Origin of the sequence: Pedobacter frigiditerrae, from assembly GCF_004331645.1 — a bacterium.
GTDB classification, from domain to species: Bacteria; Bacteroidota; Bacteroidia; order Sphingobacteriales; family Sphingobacteriaceae; genus Pedobacter; species Pedobacter frigiditerrae.
This window is the reverse complement of record NZ_SJSK01000007.1, coordinates 197,173-220,566: the sequence shown is the minus strand read 5'-3', so window position 1 is coordinate 220,566 and position 23,394 is coordinate 197,173. Positions and strand designations below refer to the sequence as shown.

9 protein-coding genes are annotated in these 23,394 nt (G+C 35.3%); all 9 read right to left on the bottom strand.

What is annotated here, in order from left to right:
• Window positions 1–11: 11 nt before the first annotated feature.
• The 9 genes from EZ428_RS21980 to EZ428_RS21940 all read right to left on the bottom strand — a co-directional run bounded on the left by EZ428_RS21980 (window position 12) and on the right by EZ428_RS21940 (window position 23,393).
• Complete coding sequence (locus EZ428_RS21980; RefSeq protein ID WP_165501851.1) at window positions 12–1,724, bottom strand: RagB/SusD family nutrient uptake outer membrane protein; 1,713 nt, start codon at window positions 1,722–1,724, stop codon at window positions 12–14.
• Window positions 1,725–1,747: 23 nt separating this feature from the next.
• Window positions 1,748–4,903: a SusC/RagA family TonB-linked outer membrane protein gene (locus EZ428_RS21975; protein ID WP_131555492.1), complete on the bottom strand. Its 3,156-nt coding sequence runs from the start codon at window positions 4,901–4,903 to the stop codon at window positions 1,748–1,750.
• 16 nt (window positions 4,904–4,919) lie between these two features.
• Window positions 4,920–6,419, bottom strand: coding sequence for a fasciclin domain-containing protein (locus EZ428_RS21970; protein WP_131555491.1), 1,500 nt, complete (start codon window positions 6,417–6,419; stop codon window positions 4,920–4,922).
• Between the two features lie 45 nt (window positions 6,420–6,464).
• Entirely contained in the window at window positions 6,465–8,201 is a 1,737-nt protein-coding gene (locus tag EZ428_RS21965; protein WP_131555490.1) for a fasciclin domain-containing protein, read from the bottom strand.
• Window positions 8,202–8,221: 20 nt separating this feature from the next.
• Entirely contained in the window at window positions 8,222–9,775 is a 1,554-nt protein-coding gene (locus tag EZ428_RS21960; RefSeq protein WP_131555489.1) for a RagB/SusD family nutrient uptake outer membrane protein, read from the bottom strand.
• Between the two features lie 10 nt (window positions 9,776–9,785).
• Window positions 9,786–13,064, bottom strand: a complete 3,279-nt coding sequence (locus EZ428_RS21955; protein WP_131555488.1) for a SusC/RagA family TonB-linked outer membrane protein — start codon at window positions 13,062–13,064, stop codon at window positions 9,786–9,788.
• Window positions 13,065–13,088: 24 nt separating this feature from the next.
• Window positions 13,089–15,374, bottom strand: a complete 2,286-nt coding sequence (locus EZ428_RS21950; RefSeq protein ID WP_131555487.1) for a fasciclin domain-containing protein — start codon at window positions 15,372–15,374, stop codon at window positions 13,089–13,091.
• A 194-nt stretch (window positions 15,375–15,568) separates the two neighbouring features.
• Entirely contained in the window at window positions 15,569–19,990 is a 4,422-nt protein-coding gene (locus tag EZ428_RS21945) for a hybrid sensor histidine kinase/response regulator transcription factor (RefSeq protein ID WP_165501850.1), read from the bottom strand.
• Window position 19,991: 1 nt separating this feature from the next.
• Window positions 19,992–23,393, bottom strand: coding sequence for a DUF4450 domain-containing protein (locus EZ428_RS21940; protein WP_131555485.1), 3,402 nt, complete (start codon window positions 23,391–23,393; stop codon window positions 19,992–19,994).
• Between the last annotated feature and the right edge of the window lies 1 nt (window position 23,394).

Genomic DNA, 23,394 nt, shown 5'->3' with positions numbered 1-23,394 from the left:
ATTTTATTGTGTTATTTTAATTTGAAAGGTAAATACCAATTGTTTTTATCGGCTAATCTAGCTCTTGCAGTTGCAGCAGCAGAAAAATCGCCAGCGGCCTCAAATTTGGCAGCAATTTTATTGGCTAAATAGTTAGGGTCTGTTGCTTGTCGGCGCAATGCTATCCTCAACAAATCTTGCCAACGGTATCCCTCAAATGCTGTTTCCAAAGCTTCTTCTTGTATAATTTTATCTTCGGTATCAATCATCGCATTTGCTGGATCAATTGAAACATTCTGATTTACAGCCCTGCCCCTAATACCCGAATTCCTATACCAGTTTCCTCTAAAAGCTGTTGTGGTTGTTCCGTCGAAATTAAAAGGGTAAGTATCGGCTACACCATTATAGGTAGATTTTGTTCCGAATGTCCCAAAAATTCCATTGTTTATTAAAGCTCCAGCAAGTGTACTACGATCTAAACGATTGGCAGCTTCAGCAAATCTCATATGCATAACCGCAGCTCTATATACCACCCACATTCCTGTTTTTTCAAAAGGCAAACTTGTACTATAATTTTTTGTAAACTTTAATACTTCGGGCTGATTAGCGTTGAGGCGATAAGACATATTTAGCCCTCTCCGATCAGTTAAACTCCCATCGGTTCTAACTTGATTATTCCAATTGTTTATAGACAGTGCTGATGGTTTTACAAGATAATTACCAGACACCGAGAACAATGACAACAAAGGATTTCCAGGAGAAAAACTTCCCGTAAGCGGAAGTGTCCACATTCTTTCCCAATTGGCAATACGATCTGCAAGTGGCGCTGCAAAAATATTTGTCCACGGGTTTATTACTGCGGTTGTTTTTAAAGAATGGTCAGTTGAGTTATCATCAGAAACTCGATAAGTATCAAAGATATCTACTTGCTGGTCAGCATTTGTAGTTTGATTAGTACCTATTTCCATTACGTCTTTATAATAACTTGCTGCCTTTAGGTATTCACCTTTCCATAAATTTAAATCGCCTAAAAACGAACGCCTGTGAATAAAGAATTTAAATACCCCATCTCTAATTAAGTAAGTATCCATTGGTAAAATAAGGGTTGGGCTAGATGCCGAAGTATTTTGGTTGAGGAATTCTTTCGGCGTAGCTTCGGTATCACGAATTAGTCTCCCTAATAAATCGTCAAAGGTTATTTTCTGAAATTTACTTTCATCCTTAATATCCTCAATATTTGTAAGTGCATCTGTTACATAAGGCACACTACCATAATGAATACCCAATTGAAGATATAACCAGCTTCTTAAGAATAAAACATCAGTATAACGCTGGTAGTATTGATTGTTATCCAATACTTTATTTTGGCGCATGATATTGAAATTCTTAAGTGCATCGTTACAATTTAATATCACCTCATAAAAAGGTTTAGGATCTGCGTAGGGATTATCTGAAGTTACTGTTTGAGTACCCAATTGTTTTAAATAGGCATTTGCATTTGGCGTTACATCTAACAAATCGCCACGAAGTTCGTTCAGTAAAACATATTTATCGGCAAGACTCACAAATTTTCCATAAATGCCTAATATAGCAGCGTCTGCATCATATACATTGCGATAGGTTTGTGATGCCTCTAATGCATCCTCAGGCTGTAAGTCAAATGCTTTTTTACAAGATAGTAAAGTGCAAAAGCATAGCCCAAACAAAATTAATTTTGAAAATGCAGTAGATATATTCTTATTCATATACATGTTATTTCTTTTTAATACTATAAACCAATCCTTACTCCCAGCTGCATTGAGCGAGTACTCGGCTCTAATCCAGTATCTACTCCCCTAGCAAATATGCTTGTACCTGCACTAAATTCTGGATCGTAGCCTAGGTATTTAGTCATTGTAAAAAGGTTATTTGCAGTTGCGTATATGGTTGCTGATCTTAGGAACTTAACCTTTAAAGGCACATCATAACTTATTGCCAACGATCTTAACTTAAAATAGCTACCATCTTCTATCCAACGGTCAGAAAACCTTGCATTACCAGAAGGATCACCCCAAGCAGCACGAGGAGTTTCAGTAATTTGTCCATCGGTTTTCCATCGGTTTATTGTTGCCAATGTTTGATTATTAAATCCAGCCATATTTTCTAACATTGATCTTGTACCATTGTAGATATCGTTTCCATAACTAAAAGTGAACAATGCATTTAATGTCCATCGTTTATAAGAAACTTTATTGCTGTAAGAACCTGTAAAATCTGGATTTGGGTTTCCAATTTCCACCCTATCCTTTTCATCAATGATATGATCACCATTTTGATCTACAAATTTCATATCTCCTCCCTGATAAGGATTAAATGCGCCATCTGTAGTTTTATTTAACAAACCGCTATTGGTGGCAGCTGTATTAGATGCATAAACGCCATTGGTTTGATAACCATAAAAAAGATTAGCTGCTTTACCAATTTGGGTAATGATAGTTGCACCACTGTAATTGGTAATTAAGTTGCTATTAGAACCCAGGCTAGTTATTTTATTTTTGTTCATGGCATAGGTTAATCCCATATCCCATTTCAAATTGCTTTTATTGATTAAACGACCACTCAATGCTAGTTCAAAACCTTTATTATTCATGTCACCAGCATTGCTTAAGGCATAATTAAAGCCAGTTGCAGTGTTTAATGGTTCGTAAATTAACAAGTCTGAAATTTTGTTTTGGTACACATCTAACGATACATTTAATCGCTCTTTCAGAAATGCTGCATCAATACCAAAATTCAATTTTGTATTGGTTTCCCACTTTAATGAGGTATTACCGATATTACCTCTAACCAAGCCTTGTCTGCCTAAAAAATTCTGAGAAACATAATAACTTTTAGCACTATAATTACCAATATCATCATTACCTGTCAAGCCATAACTAGCCCGTAATTTTAATAAATCCACAATGTGATTATCATTCATAAAATCTTCTGAAGATATTAACCAAGAACCTGCAATAGAAGGCATTAATGACATTTTAATTCCATTTATACTTGGCACGCCTTTAATGTCTTTACCAAAACGAGAAGAAGCATCTGAAGCTATGTTAAATGATAAGAAGTACTTATTGTTAGCTTCATAGTTAACGTTAAAATAAGCATTAAGCCAGTTCCATTTTCCTAAAGCACCACCTACAATTCTAAGCGTATTTTGCGTGCTTCCTAGGGTTACAAAATCATCACTAGCTGTATTATAACTGGTTCCATTATCTAATTCAGCACTGCTAGATTGATACCTGAAACCTAGGTTTGCATCAATTTTACTTACAGAATTTAGATTATGTGTATAAGAAAGCCAAGTGTCAGTATTGATGGCAAACAAACGTTCTACGCCTGCTGCAACTTTGTTATATCCAACAGCTGTTGGCAACTGAACATTTAAGATACCCTTTTCTGGCCTGAAATAATTTTCTCTAATTTTATCGTAAGTGATACCTATTGTAGCATTTGCCTTAAAAGCCTTACTAATTGCATATTTAAATCCTAGCGATCCTGCAAAACGATAAGCCCTATTTAAGGCCTGTATTTTTTCGATAGCCACAGCAGGGTTACTAACCCCAAATATATCCGTATCTGAAAAGTTTGGAGAAGCTATACCTTGATCAGAAACTTCATTTGGACCTAAAAATGGTGCCTTAACCAATGCTAGGTATAATGGATTTGTGGTATAGGCCTGACCTTGGTCTCTTAAATTTTGCTCGCTACGTGTAAAAGCTAAATTAGCCTGAGCAGTTAACTTTGAAGTAAGGTTAAAATTTGCATTAAACCTTGTTTGGTAACGTGTTAAATCTGTATTTTTTGTAATACCTTCATTATTAAGGTATCCTAGAGAAAGTGAATACGTCGCAATATCATCACCCCCGGTCACTTTCATATAATAATTTTGGCTAATGCTGTTACCCATAACCTGATCCTGCCAGTTTGTATTTTGGTGATAGTTGTAATAATCAGGATTTGGACTATCATTCATATAAGGCTCTGCCTGAATCATTACATCTGTTGTACCAGGTTTGGTTTTAAGCAATTCTGATAGAAATATTCTATAGTTATCAGCTTTCATTACAGGTAATTGAGATGCCTTTGTATTAATACCCCCGTAAGCAGCAAAATCCAATCTTGTAGCTTCGTCCTTAGCTCTACCAGTGGTGATTAACAACACTCCATTTGCACCTCTTGTACCATATGTAAAAGAACCATCCTTAATCAAAGTAATATTGTCTATATCCTTAATGTCGATATTAGCCAAGTGATTAGTTTGATGGCCAGAAATTACAGAGCTTCCGTAAGAATTATAATCGTAAATCACACCATCTACCACTACCAAAGGTTGATTAGCTGCATAAAGGGAATTGTAACCACGCAAATATAAATCTGCACCAATATCAGGAGTACCCGATCTCCTTTGGGCTTCTAAACCTGCCATCTGTCCTTGTAAATAAGAATCTGGCGTTTCATTAGTTCTGTTCCAGCTTCCATTGGTACTTAAACTTGATACAGCATATGGTGTACGATTTTTTAAGGTTGTGCCAAATGGTAAAACTGAAACATCATATTGTGAAGTGTAACTTTCTTCATAAAGCGCAACCTTGACTGTGTTTCTACCTTTTAAAGCCTCCTCTTTTGTTTGATAACCTTGTCCGGAAATAACCAATACACTATTATTACTTGGGATACTGATTTGGAAATTTCCCTTTTCATCAGTTAAAGTTGCAGAAAAGCCATTCACATTAACATTAATACCAGGTAGTGGTTTACCAGTAGAAGCTTCGGTAATTACACCATTAACTTGCTTTTTTATTATTTCTTGTGCTTTTGTAGTAAGGGCAATTGCCAGAAACAGCAAGCAGCATAAGCATTTATTAAATACCGTTTTTATATCTATATACATAAATTCTGTTGATGGCTTAATTGACTGGTTTTAGTTTAATATAATCTAGTGTAAGTGCAGTAGGTATTGTTGCAGATGCTCCTAATGCAGAAGCTAAAAACAAGTATAAATCACCATAATTATCTGCTGTATATGTACCCAAATAAACTTCCTTGTAGGCATCCTTATAAGCCTGACTTGTGTTACCTAAGCCAAGTATTGATGGAACATTGTAATACCCCACAGTTGCTAGTGGAATTAAACTTCCAAAACTTTTAGTGGTATTAAAATCTATTTTCATAGATACTGGAGTTGCTAGCACGTCATTTATGGCTCTCCAATACACTTCATATTTAACAGAACTAACATTGGTTTTGTACCTGTAATAATATAAAGGACTTGGACTTGATGTAATGCTTCCAGTTTGAAAATCAGTAAATCTAACACCATTGGGGTCTTGTTTAATTCTTGCGGTTACTGTAGACGGTAAACGAAGTGAATCTGGCATCTCTCCTTGTACAACAACCGTTGGAATTTTATTTTCCATCAATTTATAGCCAATGTGATTTACCACATAAGCAATACCATTACTTAATAAACGGGTCTCAACAATTGCACTTTTATCTAAATGGATTTTTACACCAGTAACAGTAGTCATAGAATCTGGCAACTCATTAATATTGTAAACTTTATTTACCACAAGGTCTTTTACAACACTCCATTTAGTTAATGTATCAGCTTTAAGCGGATCAACTTGCTTGTTATATTGAGCAAGCTTGATTTTTTCTGCATCAAAGGCAGCATTATTTAAAATGATGTAAGTAATTAAACTGTCTTCGCTACTAATGTTAGCTATACGTTGAAAATACTTATTTCTTGAAACTTTAAAAGTAGTACCTTCTTGATAAACACCTTTTTGCGTAACTGGATCTTTGTATAATAAAACCCCTTTACTGGTATCTAAATCCATGTAATCTAAACCTTTGATGAAATCTTTTTGTGAGGATGCTGCTGTAGCACTTTGTAGAAACTCCCAAGCATTAGGTTTAGGTGTAGCTGCTGCATCCACAATGTGCAAAACGCCATTTTTTACATAAACATCTGCATTTACTATTGCAGATTGCTCAAATGTAGTTTTAGTAAAAATAGTATTCTTTCCATTCATCATTCGTATCACCAATGATGGTTTTGGTGCATCGGTAAAATAACTCTGATTAGAAATGTGATTACCTACAAAACGTTTAAGTGCCTCATTATCATTTATCAAACTTGCGTCTATATTTTTTAATGCGTTGTTATTTGGTGCCCAAACAGTAAACGTTTTTGACGAGCCTAAAAGCTTATCATATCCTGTTTTTACTAAATAAGTTGAAAATGTACTTAATGTAGGCTCAGCACTAATTTGTTCAAAAAGTGTTTGATCTAGCCTAGGAATATCAATTTCGGTATGATCATCCCAGGCTTTTTTGCAACCTGCAAAAACCAATGTTGCTAGCAACAACATCAAAACTATATGGTTAACTTTAAACTTGGTCATTTTTCAGGTGGTCTATATTATTAAATTTCATTCTATGGTGTGTGGTTATGGTCTTAGTATTTTACTACCATCAGGATTGTATTTCCAGTATTGTTGGTCGTCATTAATGGGGATAAACTGAATCACATCAATATTATTAGTAGTCTGACTTCCATTAATTGCTTTTAATCTTAACCAATAGCGGCCAGTTTTAGACAAATCTGCAATTCCCAACATTTTAGCTACTTGCGAGCCAGATGTATTTGCCATATAAGTTTTAAAACCAATTGCTTCTTCAGCCTCTGCATCTATAACCGTAACACCATTAACTGTTTTATTAATACCTGGGCGTTTTACAGAGAACGATAAAGTACGAGCGTTAGATAATGGCACTCTATCTGTAGTTCCGTCTGCACCAATTGAAGCTGTTACTTCGGTTGTTCCATTAGATTGTACTTGGGTGTAATAGCCAATCCACACTTTGTATTTACCCTTAATTAGCAATGGCGATCTAAACTCTACCCACTCTGCCCTATTAGACGCTCCACCAGTTGCCAAAGGAACAACCAAAATATCACCATTAAGAGAAGTTTTTGAAGTTCCTGCACTTCCTTGTCTGTAAATGAACCCACTTTCTGGTCCAGAGAATTTAATCTCACTTAATGCTGCTGTTTCTTCAGGCTTAAACTCATAAGAGTTCTTTTTGTAATACTCCGTATTCTTCATGATTTCAGGAAAAGCTGCTGCATCCCAATCAACACGAAATGGTGCTCTAATTTTAATTGAAAAGTGAGCAGAAGGTTGATGTACTACACCATTTGTTGCCGTAACATCACTTTTATCACGTATTAATGAAAAACCTTGTTCATGTACTCCATTAAAAGTATCATCATTAATCAACACTGTTTCTCCAGCTAATTTAGCTGTAAGCACCTCAAGTGGTGCTAAGGTATTATGGGCTGTAGCAGTAATAATATCTGCCAAATACTTAGCATTGGAAAGGATGTGATAATCTAAAAATAAATGCAAACTATCTGTATCTAATTGCGGATTGCCTGTGTTTGAATATTTGGCTTTGAGATCATTGTAATTATTTATCCCCACGCTTTTAAATACGGCATCAGTTTCTGGAATTACTGTTAACCATTTCCGCTCTACATCTGGGTTATCAGCTGGCAATATATTAAGGCTTGCATATAAACCACTCGCTTTTAAGGCTTGCGTAAAAATGCTATATTCTGGGTTTGCCTCAATGGTTTGTGCCACACTCAATGATGCTGGAGTTAACACATGATCCACACTGTGAATTAATCCATTACCAACAGAAATATTGGCATTAATTACATTGGCTTGTCTGTTAATTCTTATTTTCGTAACCCCAGCAATATTCTCTGATGCTGTGGTTAGGTATTGGCCATACATAGTTAACTCATACAGTTTTCCATCATCAAATTTTGAAGTTGGAATTGAGTCTTCCAATAAATGGAAACGTACAAAATTTTTCCAATCACCAGCGCTGATATCATCAATAGTTGTTTTGCCTTTTTCGGTTAAATAAGCTTTTATTGCTGTATTTGTGGGCGCAAAAAAAGTATACGAACCATAGGCATTTAAAAATGATGCCGTCTCTGATCGTTCTAAAACCTTGCTTAGTTCCGAAAATTCATCAGGATGATTTTGCAGATACTGGGTCATGTTCACAACCTTAGAGGTACCTTCTACTAAGACATTTTTGCGACAAGCCATTAGGCATATCACTGCGCTGCAAATACCAAGCAGCATAAATTTCACATTCCTTTTCATAACTTTTTTTTGGTTAGTGATTATTGATAAAATGGGTTTTGAACCAATGCTTTATTGGTTTGTAATTCGTAAGAATAAACAGGAAAATAATGGCTCCTGTGGTCTTTATATTTATTAATTACTGTTTGTTGCTTGTTAGGTTGGGCACTTGCAGAAACAATGTTTAACAATATTTTTTCGTTTGCGTAATTGTTTCTTTTCGCAAAGCGAAGAATATCATACCAACGTTTGCCTTCAAAAGCGAATTCGCGAGCACGCTCGTCAAACACATATAAAGAGACATTTTCTGTATTCGCAGGATCTGGATTTTCTATAGTTTTATCTGCTACATAACTTAGCGCATTTCTTCCTACCCTTACTTTATTTACCAGTTCAATTGCAGCAGTACCATTAGCTGCATTGCCAGGCGTTAACCAAGTTAGTGCTTCTGCTTTCATCAACAGAACGTCAGCAAAGCGATAAACAAACCAGTGTGCATAAGAAGTAGTTGATGTTCTTTGATTGGTATATTTTGAAATTGATGCATTCGATTCTAGCATCGAAGTACCATTTCCGCGAATGTCTACATTTGAAGAGTTTAATGGATCAGTGCCGAAAAGATTACCTTCTGCAATCCAATCTGCAGCTCTAAATTCTCTTCCTGTTAAGCCAAACATTGGTGCAAAAGGATTTAATTTTTGATTATCAAATTGAAATTCGAAAATGCTCTCTACAGAATTACCATTTAAGTAAACATTGGTGTAAAAATTAGATTGTGGTGTTCCAGCTGGTAATAATTGATATTTACCAGATTCGATAACCTTGTTACAAGCATCTATACATTTTTGATATTCTTCCATCCACAAATAAGCATCCGCCAATGCGGTATAGGCCGTAAACTTAGTCATGCGACCACGATCCTCGGCCATATTGCCAAAAGTTACAGAACCGTTTTCAGCTGCATAAGTTAAATCGCTAATAATTTGTGCGTAAACCTCTTGTTGAGTGCTTTTTTTAATCGGACCTATTTGCGAATCGTTGTAAGTAGGTTCTAATTTTAATGGCACTTCGCCAAAACTTCTCAATAAATAGAAATACATTAAACCTCTTAATGCTTTTGCTTCAGCTAAATAAGCATTTAAGCCAGCGGCAGATAGAGTTTTATCATTATTAACTACCTCTGGGCCAAACTTAATTACCGTATTACAATAGTTGATGGTTTTATAAACTGCTTCCCAGTTTACTAATGTGTTGGTAGAAGCGATTTGAGTACGCATGATATCAAACTCATCTTTTAACAAACCGCTTAATTTTGCCTCATCATCATCAGATGATATTTCTAAGCCTGGTACAACCATATCGCCACGCAGCTCTCCCCAAATAAAAAGGTATTTAGATAGGGGGATTGAACCACCACCTAAAAGTGAGGCATAACAACCCATTACCGCAGCATCTAACTGCTCTTTTGTTTGCCAATATTCTTGACGAATTAATCCATCTTGAGGTTGTAGATCAAGCCATTTTTTGCATGATGTTCCAAACACACTTACGAATATGGTGAGTAGAATTATTGAATATTTTAATTTCTGTTTCATATAAAATGCGTTAAAATCCCATGGTTAAACCAACTGTAAATGTTTTAGATGGTGGCGTAAGTGAATCATCTTTAGCATAAGAAAAAGGATTACTGCTACCACTTGATGAGTGATCTGGATCTTGTCCGGTGTATTTTGTCCAAGTATATAAATTCTGTCCAGTAACATAAATACTTGCGCTTTTCATCGCAAATCGTCTTAAAATGATTGGTGTTAAATTGTAACGGACCGTAACAGAACTCAAGCGGATAAATGATGCATCTTCTACATACCTGTCAGAACCCAGCCAATTGTAACCTACACCATATAAAGCTCTTGGCATATCGGTAACATCACCAGGATTACGCCAGCGTCTTAAAACAGCAGTACTTTGGTTGTTAACACCATACATATTTGTACTGCTAATTTTGGCTGTGTTTACAATATCAAACCCGCTACGATAGCTAAAGAATGCTTGGATTTTTAAATTTCCGTTAAACACAACGCTAGGACCAAAACCACCAGTAAACTTAGGTACACTGTTACCTAAATATACCATGTCCTTCTCGTCAATGTTTCCATCAAAGTTCACATCTTCATAAATGGCATCACCTGGTTGGAAAACATAATCGACTGTAGGATAATTATACCTCATGTAAACAGTTTGACCATTTGGACCAATAATGGCTTTTCCTTTTTTATCAACCGCTATAGTAGAATTTTGATCTACATAAACCCCTTTATATCTAAATCCGTAATAAGAGCCAAAAGGATTTCCTTCAATTAAGAAAGATTTATAGCTTCCTTGAGCTGGCAAACCAATAGAACTTTCGCGAGGATAAAACTCTGATACAGATTTAATGCTGTTGATGTTACGAGCAATATTAAAGTCGAAACCTACAATCCATTTTTTTGTTTTAATTGGTGTAGTATTGATACCTATTTCCCATCCATCATTATTCATCGTACCTATGTTCATGTCAATTGCATTGTAACCAGTTGTACTTGCAATTCTTAAATCGTTATAGAACATATTTTTGGTTGTATTTTGATATACCTCCATATCTATTCTGATACGACTGTTAAACAACCAAAGGTTAAGACCAAGGTTCTTACCTACAACAGTTTCCCATTTTAGTTGTGATAGTTCGATGTTTGATGGATAAACTGCTTGTTTACCCGCATAAGACCAAGTAAATGGAGAATAATTGTTAAAATATCCATAATTACTTCCTGGTGCCTTACCGCTTGCACCATAACTCATGCGCAAACTTAAATCGTCTATAAACTTGAATTTTTTCATAAATGGTTCGCCAGAAATTCTCCATCTGGTTGAGATACCTGGGAAAAATCCAAAGCGATTATCAGGTGAAAATTTCGAATTCCCATCTACACGACCATTCATGTTAATGATATATCTATCTAAAAATTCGTACTGCGCTTGCAACAAAACCCCCACGCTGCGAGATTGCGATTGACCGGAACTTAAACCTAATCCAGAACCATTAGTTACAGATTGATTAGATGGGTCTTGCAATTCAGAAGAAGCCGTATTTGAAGTAGTTACGCTATATGATGCTGACCTTGTATCGTTAGTTTGAAAAGATAATAAAGATTGAAGGTTGTGTTTTGCGCTCAATCGTGGTCTGTAAATCAAATTGATCTTAGATTGCATGTTATAAGAATCCCCGTCATTATCTGAAGCACGATTTACTGTTGTTTCTGTACTTGGTTGCCCAGTAGCAATTTGAGGAAGGAAAGTTTTAGATTTAGTGTTATTGATATCAAACTGAACATCAACTGTAGAAAATAAAACAGATGAAATATCGTACTGTAAGTTAAATTTAGGGGTAATCCTCTCTCCTGTTAACTGGCTTGAGCCTTCCATAGCCATTGCTAAAGGATTGTAAGTTTTACTATACTGACCTTGAATATTTGAAAGTGGAGAGAAATATACCGATGTTTTATTGCCATATTCATCATACTCATATTCAGACATATTTGGCATTTTATTAAAAGCAATACCTCTTAAAGAGCCACTATAATTTAAGTTATTATCTACGTGAGTATAGGTTAAATCTGTTCTAAATCTCATCTTGCTCGATACAATATAATCGAGGTTAATTTTCGTAGTAATTCTATTCAAATCTGTACCTATTGTTGTTCCGGTTTGGTTTAAATAACCAACAGATGCATAATATCTTGCTTTTTCTCCTCCACCACTAATTGAAACATTATGATCTTGGGTATAGCCCGTTCTTGTAATTAAATCAACCCAATTTGTATTGTTGCTATAATTATGATAGTAATAAGCATCAGATGGATCATATTGGAAAGCTTTATTTTGCCCATTATTCCCTAAAAAATCAAGAGGTAATCCGGTTGCATTCATCACAGCTTCAGGTATTAACATCGAATACTGATCACCAGTTAAAAAAGGGATTGGATTAGGCTGTGTAGCCATAGATCCTTTAAAATTATAAGCGATAATTGGCTTGCCTTTATCACCACGTTTGGTATTAATTAACAAAACTCCATTTGCAGCTCTTGAACCCCAAACAGCAGTTGATGCAGCATCTTTAAGTACGGTAATATCCTTAATATCTGAAGGTGCAATATTTAACAGTTGTGCATAACCTTGTTCATCGGCTGTGCCAAAATTAAAATCGGCTGGTATTTCTGTTTCATATGGCATTCCATCTAAAACAATAAGTGGCTGTGCCGATCCATTTATAGATGAGGTACCACGAATACGGATAGACATTCCCGCTCCAGGATCGCCAGAAGTTGTACCAAAATCTACTCCAGATAAACGACCGGCCAAAGCCTGATCTATGGAGGTAACTGCTAATTCTTCTAAAGCTTTTGCACTAATTGTAGATGAAGCAATGGTTGAATTTCGCTCTGTTATATTTAAACCTGTACCGTTATTTACTGTTCTTCTGGCAGTTAAAACAACTTCATTTAATTCATTCGCACTGCTTTCTAAAGTAACATCTATCTGTGTTCTAGATCCTACAACACCAGCTTGGAACGTTTTATAACCTATGTATGAAACTACAATCTGATGCGCCGTATTTGAAACCCTAATGGCATAATTACCATTAATGTCTGTACTAACACCTGTTACTGTTCTTTTATTTTGATCTACCTCAATTACAGAGGCGCCAATTATTCCTGATTTATCTTTTTTATCGATTACCTTTCCACGAACGGTAACCACCTGTTGTGCGTAAAGTAATTCTGTATAACCCAAATTAAAAATAAGAAGGATTGAAACACAGAACGTGATACATATATTTCTTTTCATATATACTAAGCCTAGCTAATTTTATTATTTGTATTTGAGATAGTTACCAATGGAGTGGATAATTGTGCGATTAGACAATTGGTTGCTAAACGCTAATTTCACTACCGAAGCTCGTCCCATCCTGTCGGTTACCACTACATTATTAGGCTGATTAACAACGGTTAAAAGCGTATTATCTCCTGTTTCAGTTTGTAATAACGTTAAGTAATTATCTGATTTTTTGCCATCGGTGGCTACAGATTCGCCATTAATGATATGATATAAAATAAAGCGACGAACTAAATCTTTATCAGCTTCACTGGTTGGAGCAGCAGTTGGCAAAGCTCCAGTGGTTTTGTTACCTGGTAATAGCCCATCTTTAATTGCTTGACTTATAGCCGCATTATCTGGAATGAAAATCGTGTATTTATTATCTATACCTGCGTTTACACCCGAAATTGCTTTAGTGGTTTTGTTATAGATAGAGGAGTTTAATACATACCAATAAAATGAACCAAAATTAGTAGGAGATGAAATTGAAAGATTTTCTATATGCTGACCAACATTTTTATCAGTAAAAGATAAGATTGCATCTACATAATAAACTATACCGTTAACCGAGGTATTGTCTGTTTTTGTGACATTGATATCAACTCCAGAATCTACAGTGCCACTAGTTTGTATTTTGCCATTGTTGTATTTGATATAATCTCCGCTTTGCGATTCTATAATACCTGTTCCAGCAAAGCTTGTTATTTCGCCTGTTGACGTTATTAAAACACCCGATTTAAAGAGTCTAAAAATGTTATCCTTATAAATTGTATTGTGAGAATAACTGGCAGTTGGCGAAGTTCTATATCCCCAAGCCGTAGCAGTATTACTAGCACTTGATTCGTTATAACGATACCCTGCAGTGGTAAGTACAGCATCTGGCATTACCAAAAGTGTTTGTCTAACGTTTGGTTGGGTGGTATAAACTTTAATTCCCGTTCCCCCATCTGCATAACCTAATAATGTTAGGCTTGTAGTTGGATCTAAATAAGGAACACCATACACAGTTCTAAATACATTTGCATACTGAGCTTGATTAACGCCATAAAAAATTCCATTACTCAACAGTTTTTTATCTACAGCGTTAGAAATATTTAATGTGGTAGTTTCTAATTGATAATTCTGTCCTTCGGTAAACTTGCTAGGCCATAAAGTTGTTGGCCACATGTGCGAATTGATAAAATCTATAACTACACTTGATGGAGCGGTTTTAAAGAATGAATTACCATATTTTGCCAAGATCTTTTTTCTATAAGCTCTAAAGGCATCATTAGTCGGCACCAACATGGTCCAGCTTGATTTTTGCGATTCGTTGGTGATGTAGGCGTTTAATCCTGGTGTTTGGTAATTTTCGTTATTTGGTGAAAACGCTAACTGGCCATTATACCCCTTTACATAAACTGAATCTGCAATGCCAGTAGCTACAAAATTTCTATGGGTTTGATAAGCATTTGAGGTATAGTATTTTAATGAATCTAACAGATTTCTAAACTCACTATAATCTGCATTAGAGGCTATATATTGATCTAAGCTTTTTAATGGAAGTATTACTCTATCTACTTCATGGATCATTCCATTTTCTGCAGCAATATCTTTATTAACTACAGTTGCTGAGGCCACATTAAAACCAGTAAATGTAGAGTTTGGGTAAAACTGCTTATAATCAGTTGGATTAAATCCACTAGCCGTAAAAGTTTCTGTAAAATATGGAATGTATTTATTGTTGTTATCTCCATCTACATAAGCAGAAACATTAACGTTAATACTTCCGCTTCTTCTGCTTTGCACGTTTCTATTCGTTGCAATAACCTTGCTGTGTTCACTATCTCCTTTTTGTTGAACCCAATCGTAATAAGCTGTTTTTCTTTTAAAGGCTAAATTATTACCAGCGTCTGTATTTCCACTAGTTTGGTAAGTGCTTAGCTGATCTTTGCGATAAGCATTATATACTAAAGCATATTTAACAATAGAGGTTGCAAGAGAATCACTTATATCGGCAGTGCCAGAAATATTTTGTTCCTTAAAAAATAATTCAAAGGCCGCATCATTTGGAGCAAAGAAAGTCCACCAGCCAGTTTTAGATAAAATATCTTTATAACCTGCTTTAGTAATAACTGCAGTTAAGTGTTTGAAATTTCCACGAGCTTCTAATTGTTGGTAGATTGGAGCACCCAATCCTTCGGGGCGTTCATAAAAGGAATCAAATTCTTTCTTTTGGCATCCAGTTAGTATTCCTAAAAATAACAGAATACAACAAGAACCAGTAAACAGTCTGTTCATACTTTGGTTAGTATTTATTGAATAGGCGAGAAAAAGAAATTCTCTTACGCTTACTCAATTGGTTTATAGTTTGGTTTTTATTTATACAAATCTATATCTAAAGCTGATAAACCACTTTCAAAAATTGGTGAAATGCTTTCGTTAATTGAGAAAAAAAGATGTTTTAGAGATAACTAAAGGGATATTTAGCTTTTTTATTCAGAAGCTTTAATTTCTTTGAGATATGCCGATGGCGATACTTTATATTTCTCCTTAAAACAAGTGCTAAAATAGGGCAAGCTATTAAATCCAGATTGGTAACCAGCTTCTGAAACGGTGTAAGATCCACTATCTAATAATTGACGACTACGCTTTAATCGCATGTCTCTTACAAACTCTACAGGGCTAAGAGCAGAAAGGCTTTTTAATTTTTTGTAGAAGGTTGACCTACCCATTCCAATTGCGGCAGCAACATCATCAATGTTATACTCTGGGTCTTTCATCCCTTCTTCTACAATCTGAATAACTTGCTTTAAAAATGCTTCATCTTTAGAAGTGATGATTATCTCACTAGGTTCTAAATTAAGTATTCGTTTTTCCTGTCCTTCAACCAATCGCTCAACAATCTTTTTTCTTGATGTGATGAGGTTATTAATTGATGCCAATAAAAAGTCTGTATGAAATGGTTTGGTTAGGTAAATATCTGCTCCATATTTTAATCCTTCTAATTGGCTTTCAATTGAAGATTTTGCAGTAAGCATAATTACTGGAATATGACTCGTAGCTTCATCATTCCTCAAGTTATCAAGCATTTCGATGCCATTCATTCGAGGCATCATCACATCACTAATGATTAAATCTGGTAATAAAGATTTAGCTAATGCCAAGCCCTCTACCCCGTCATTAGCGCTCACAACCCTGTAAAGTCCATTTAATTTTATTTCTAAGAAACCTCTTAAATCTGGATTATCCTCAACAATAAGTAACTGTGGACCGTTATTGATACTAATTTTTTCTTTAACATTTTCTTCACTATGAATAAATTGAGGGATTAATGCTTGATCAATAAGCTGCTCTCTTGGAGGATTGTTTACGAACGTTGGGTCGAAATGAGATGTGCCAGCTTTTAGAAACAAAGTGAATGTCATTCCCTCTGCTGTATTATTTTGCGCCCAAAGTTTGCCATTGTGATTTAGCGCCAAACCTCTTGCTAAAGGTAAACCAATACCTGTTCCCTTCAAGTGACCTTCACCTAATGGCGTTCCTTCATAATAAATTTCAAAAATCTCGTCCAATTTATCTATTGGTACACCTGGACCTTGGTCAATTATCTTAACTTCTACATCTTCTGAAGCATCAACATAGTTAACTGTTAAGGTAATTTCTTTATTTGATGGCGTAAATTTGAAGGCATTTGACAATAAATTATAAATAATGATATCTATCTTCTCCTCATCTACCCAAGCAAAAACATTTTCATTATTCGACAAAATACTAAAAGTGATATTTTTTTCGCTTGCCATTGCAGTAAAATAAGTTCCGATGGATTTAGCTAGAGCAAAAATATCAACTCGTGTTACTGACATTTGTACTTTTCCACTTTGAATTTTTCTGAAATCGAGCAATTGATTTATAAATCGTATCATCCGATTTGTATTTCTATTAACGATTTTAAGGTATTCCATACCCTTTGTCGATAACTCTTCGTTTTTCGATATTTCTTCGAGTGGACTTACAATTAGCGTTAAAGGAGTTCTTAGTTCGTGCGATATATTAGTAAAAAAAGAAAGTTTCACTTCCGTTAGTTTTTGTTCTACCAACACTTTATTTCTTAGCCTAATCATGGTAATAATTATTCGCCGTGCCATTATTACAATTAAAACTGCAAGTACAAAATAAACAATATAAGCTATCGCAGTACGATAAAATGGTGGATTAACAACTATTTTGAGGTTTTTTTCGGGTACTTTACTAAAAAGGTCATGGTTAACTGCTCTTACCCTAAAAATATATTCTCCTGGAGGAATATTAGTATAAGTGGCTTTCCGTTGGTCATTCACGATATGCCAGCTTTTATCAAATCCTTCTAATTTGTAAGCATAGTTTATTTTATTTGCCGAGCGATAATCAAATACCGCATAATCTAAACTGATTACATTTTGATCATGATCTAATACCAAAGCCGATGTTTCATTAATAGATTCTTTGAGAGGAGATCCTTCAACCCCTGGTAAAATATCTTTGTAATATAATTGAATACGGGTTAACGCCATCTTAGCCAACCCTTTCTTTTCACTAATATTAAGCGGATTAAAAGATATATAGCCATCAATACAGCCAAAATAAACTAATCCATCTTTCGCTGTAAAAGCAGCAGATTCTGAAAACCCACCTTTTGAAAGGCCATCAAAAGCATCGAAATTTTTGAAGCTTTTTTGAGCAGGATTAAATCTAGAAAGTCCACCTTCTGTTGCTACCCATAAATTATTTTGTTTATCTCCAGTTATGCTTAATACTACATCATTTGAAAGTCCCTTTTCAATAGTATAGGTTTCAAAAGCAACTTCGTTTATATTTTCTTTATTAACTATCGCTTTATTTAATCCACCACCAAAAGTGGCTAACCACATTGTTCCATAATTATCCTTATATATATGCTGAACACTGTTATTGCCCAGGCTAGACTTATCATTTTGAACTTTTCGATAAGCGTAAAACTGATAATTATCATTCTTATTTGGATCAAAAATTAAAAGTCCATTACTTGTTGCAATCCATATACGTCCGCTATTATCCTCAGCTAAATGGCGGACAACTTTTGCCCAAGAAAAAGGATAGTTTTTAAATGTATTTCCATAATTTTTAAATTCTTCGCCCTTGGCAGATACTGTAAAGAGATTTATTCCTCCACCAAATGTTCCAATCCAAATACGACCTTTCTTATCTTCATTTATAGCATAAACCATGTCGTTGCTTAAACTGGCAACATCATTTACATTATTTTTAAAATGTTTTAAGGAATAGAACTTCTTGGCAGCATCATCTGGCGTAGCTTTAAATAGCCCATTTCCTTTTGTACCAAGCCAAATATTTCCTTTGCTGTCTTCTAAAATACTATAAACAAGACCAATTTGATTTATTGGAGACCTAAAGAGCGAAATCTCTTTTCCATTTTCAAATACATGTATTTTACCATCCTTTGTACAGATCCATAATCGATCTTTTGAGTCTTTCATTGTAGCCCTCACTTCATTTTCTCCACGGGCTTGTGGATTATTGGTGAGTTTTCGATAATTAAATTTATCCTTTAGTAATACGATTTTATTTATTCCTCCATCTCTGGCACATAACCAAAGAACGCCAGTATTGTCACTTAGAAAACTATTAATAATATTAGAAAACTTTTGATCTACAGAACCAGGTTTATCATAAAAATAATTAATCTCATCGGCAATCGGATTGTAATAGCCAAAGCCACCACCTTTCATCCTTGCCCATAAAACACCATTTACATCGGTTAAAACCTCATAGCCTCTAGATGAACTGGCTAAATCTACCTTTTGAACAAATTGCTTAAACAAACCTGTTTTTGGATTATACTTAATGATACCAGTTTCAGTGGGCTCAATCCAAATTTGACCCATTTTATCTTCATAGAGAGATAGATAATGAGCATTAGTGTTTTGCGAGGATTCAGTTAAATTAAAAGTACGAGGATTATAGATTAATAATCCCTTATTAGAAGTGGAAATATACAGCAAACCAGAACTGGCATAACAAATGGCATTTAACCTTGTGTTTGCAGCTATTTGTTTAACGATAAATGTTTTTTTAATAACATCAAAAATTAACAATTGCCCTTTTGCTGTGCCAAAATAAAGTTTTTTATCTTTATTACTAGCTGCAGTAAACGGTAGAGAGGTGAGCAGTTTAGCATCGCTTTGATTAAATTTTACTACTTCATAAGCACCTATTTTATTACGATGTAAATAATTTAACCCACCTTCAGTACCAATCCAAATGTTACCTAAATCATCTTTCTGAAAAAACTCTATAACGTTACCAGCAAGACTTATAGTTTTATTTTTTCCCTTTGAGTAGTGAACAACGGTAGGTTGTTTGGCATCGTCTTCACTGGCATAAAAAAGACCATGATTTTCACTCATCAGCCAAACACCTTTTTTCTCATCAACAACAATTTTATTGATAACTAATTGATCGTTAAAAAGGTTTTTGTATTTGCCTTCGGAAATTGGCGTAAATTGTTCAGTCTTTTTATCAAAACGATAAATTTTACTATCGTAGGTTTCTACCCATAAATAACCTTGTTTATCCTCAACAATGTTTCTAATCTTATTACTTTTTAAGTTAGAGTTGTCTCCTGGTTTACTTTTGTACGTTACAAAATTGTGCCCGTCAAATCTGTTAATACCATCGAAAGTACCAAACCACATGAAACCATCCCGATCTTTTAACATGCACAAAACGCCTGCATGTGAAAGTCCATCAGCAGTAGAATAATGCGTTATACTTGCATTTAATTGAGCTTTTGAAGAAAAAAAAGAGCTAACAAGAAAAAGAAGCAGAAATAACTTCCAAACCCAAAAATTATAACTCTTATATTCTATTGCTAACATCTTATCGTTGCAAACTAATTCCCATAAGCCCAATAAGCACATCATTACATAATGTTGTCAAAGTTAATTTAGCTAATGTTTTATTCGGGTTGAGGGTTAATCCTAACGCAGTAGCCGCACCACCATCTATTTCCTTACCGTTCCATTGTTGGGCATTTTGACCTGTAATAATTTTCCCCGTTTTGAGATGAATTCTAATTGGCCTTGGTGCTTTGGTATCAAAAGCCGCTCCATCAACAAACAAATCTTTTTCTATGGGCCACCAGTTTTCTGGATTTCGCAATGCTAATTTTTCTGAAGTTCCATCTGTATAATAAACAGTTATCATTCCATTATCCATTCTACTTTGCATCGGGTTTGTAGATCCAGCCAACAGAAAAAATATAGTCTTAGCTTTTCCTGTTAAAGCAATTTCTGCCGAATCAGGGTAGTTATCCCATTTTGAAGTATACAAAATATTTTTTAATCCTTTTTCGCTAGGTGTAGTAAAAACAATTCCAGATGGTAATTTAATCTCATTTTTAGCTCCAGCTAAATTCCTTAATCCACTGTCATTTATTTCTGGTTTAACATTGGGATGTGGCCAATCTCCAATTCCTTGTACAGGAAGTTGTAAAGTTGTAGTTATTGGCCTTGGCGATAAATATTTATTATTAAAAATCTGACCAACTTGATCATTAAAATAAGAACTCAAATCTTGCTTTTCAAATTGCGATCCTTCCCATTTATTATCATTCAAATCAAGAGCAGGAATAGCTTGCTGCTTACTTTTTACTTCAAAACACAAAGGAAACCAATAACTAAACATTCCATCTTTTAATTGTACAAAAACAGTTCTGTTTCCTATTTCTCCAATTAAATTAGCTTTAATTTCACCGCCTTTAATTTCGGTTTTGGCAAATACATTTTGCGGATCAAAAACCTTAGTAATCAAACAACTTGGAAAACTCACTTCAAGAGTTTCGTTTTGTTGATAGGAAGCATTAACCTTTGGTTTTGAGAATTCCTTTCCCTCCCAAATTATTTCGATTTTATAATTTATAGTTGCCGAACTCTCAATTTCAATTTCTGGATAGCCTATTGCTGAAACAACATTTTTCCAGCTTACCAATTTACCATTAACCTTTACAGATTTCACGCCGTTTTTTCTGGCTCTTATCTTCATTGTTAATGCCAATGGCACTTCAAATTTAATTTGCAGGTTATAAACATCTAAATCGCCTATCCTTTTGAAATTATAATCAAGATCAGGTGTTTTTAACGATGCGTGACCCCAAGCCAATGGCAAACCTGGCCTAATCGTTAATTTTCTATTTAGTGCATCTGGCACGATACCAAATAAACCTTCAACCAATGCCCTGGAATTAATACCAACTGGGTCACCAAAATCTCGATAGGCTTCTGCCCTATTTGCATCGTAATGAGAAATTTGTACATAATTCCCCGGACTACCACCTAGATACATACTTGCCAGCATTTCACTTTTCCAAAGTTTAAAAGCTTCCTCAGTCCTTCCGCCTTGCCAATTTGCCAATGCGGTATGCGTAGATTCTGCCAATACTACATTGTTCAGCGACCATTCATAAGGCATCCAATTAGTGGTTGCTACAGTATAATAACCATTATCTAACAATCCTTTTGCACGTACAGCAATATGCGGCAATTCTGTATCAATGTAACGCAACGATTGCCAAGCTTGAAATGCATCTGGCACCTCTGAATCAATTGCATGATAAATTGTCCAAAGTCCGGCCGAAGGATGTAACTGTTTAAGCCCCAAGGCATCCTTATATTCAGCAAACCAGCCTTTTTCTGGCATCCACAGTTGTGTATTTATAGCCTTTAAAATTTTGTCTGCTTCCTGTTGGTAAGGAGCTCGGTCCTCACTTAACAATTTGGCAATTTTAGCCGCAGTGGCATTTGAACGGTAATTATAGGCCGACGAATGGGTTACAGCACCACCACTATATTGTAAGGCATCGCTTGCCCAAATTGCTGCGTAAGCATCGTAAAGCCCATCATTATCTGGGTCAAAAACTCTCTTTTCCCAAGCAAGGTGACGAGTGATTAACGGCCACATTTCTTTGGCATAAGTCAAATCGCCTGTCCAGTTTAAATGCCATAACAGCTGATCAATAAACACCAAGTTCATGTCATAATGATGCGGTCTAATAGATTTCCCATTAGGATCTCGACTAATATATCCCGAACTAAACATTGCAGTTCCCATTGCTTCTTTTGATCTTGCTAAATTTAAGGCTGTATCAGCAACAACAGGGGCATTGAGTGGTGTTAGAACTTGCGATTTTGCATAAGCATTAAAGTGTGTTCTAGCCCTATCATGCCAACCTAAGGGATCAGCCGTGTAAGCACCTCTCCAACCATTTAATCGCATTCGCCAACCTACGGCGCCATGCATATATGATGGTTCTTCCCAGATCGCATCTGAAGCAATAGCCAATGCGCCACCAATTGTATTGATATATGGATCAGGCGTGTCAACAACTATTCTATTAGCAATTGTTTTTCGAGCAATTTCTGCTTGATTAAACTGTTCTGCCATAGTCCAATTTGCTGGTGCTTGTACACTTTGTGGGTTTTGAATAAGAAAATAATAATCCTTTTCGTTAACAACATTTAACTTTCCAGTTATTGTTGGAAATTCAGTACCCGCAGATTGATCTAATTCATTGGGTGAACCTTGTTTTTTAGCATCACTCAGTTTAAGCAGAGCTGATGGAAAAACACCTGTCAACATTTTATCCTTACCATAAGTTAATGAAAAAGTGTTGTCTTTAAACGTAAACATATTTCCTTTACAGTTGTCTGCTTGTAAATAAAATACAGATTCAGGATCAGGTCCCATATCGCCACTGCGACTAAAATTCTTGCCGCTTGCACCACCGAAAGCCCAAAAAAGTTTTACATTATTATTTACGTTTTTAAAACGAGCTTTTAACACCAACCCTTCACTTTTACTTAAGGCAAGAATATTCATTTCCAAATATCCATTACCAAGCATTGGGTCGGTAATATGGTATAACATTGAACCTGCTCTGTATCTAGCAGTTATATTGGTCGAATTGATTAACCATTTGCTACCTTTTTCATCTATTAACCCAAATTTTAGGTTTCCTCCCATTCCTGGCATATACATTGCAAATTCTGGCAAATCACCTGCTTCCACCCTAAAAGCGGTATTTGTACCATACAGCGCCCTCGTAAAACGACGATTCCCATTTTTGATTACAAAGTCTTGCCCGTCTGGATGATATCGTAATTCTCTTTGCTCGCCATGCCAATTCTCTTTTGGTAATACTGGCGGATATAGCTCTTGCGCACAAATCAAATTTGCAGACGTACTTAGTGTTAGAATAATCCCAAACAACTTTATTAATCTCATT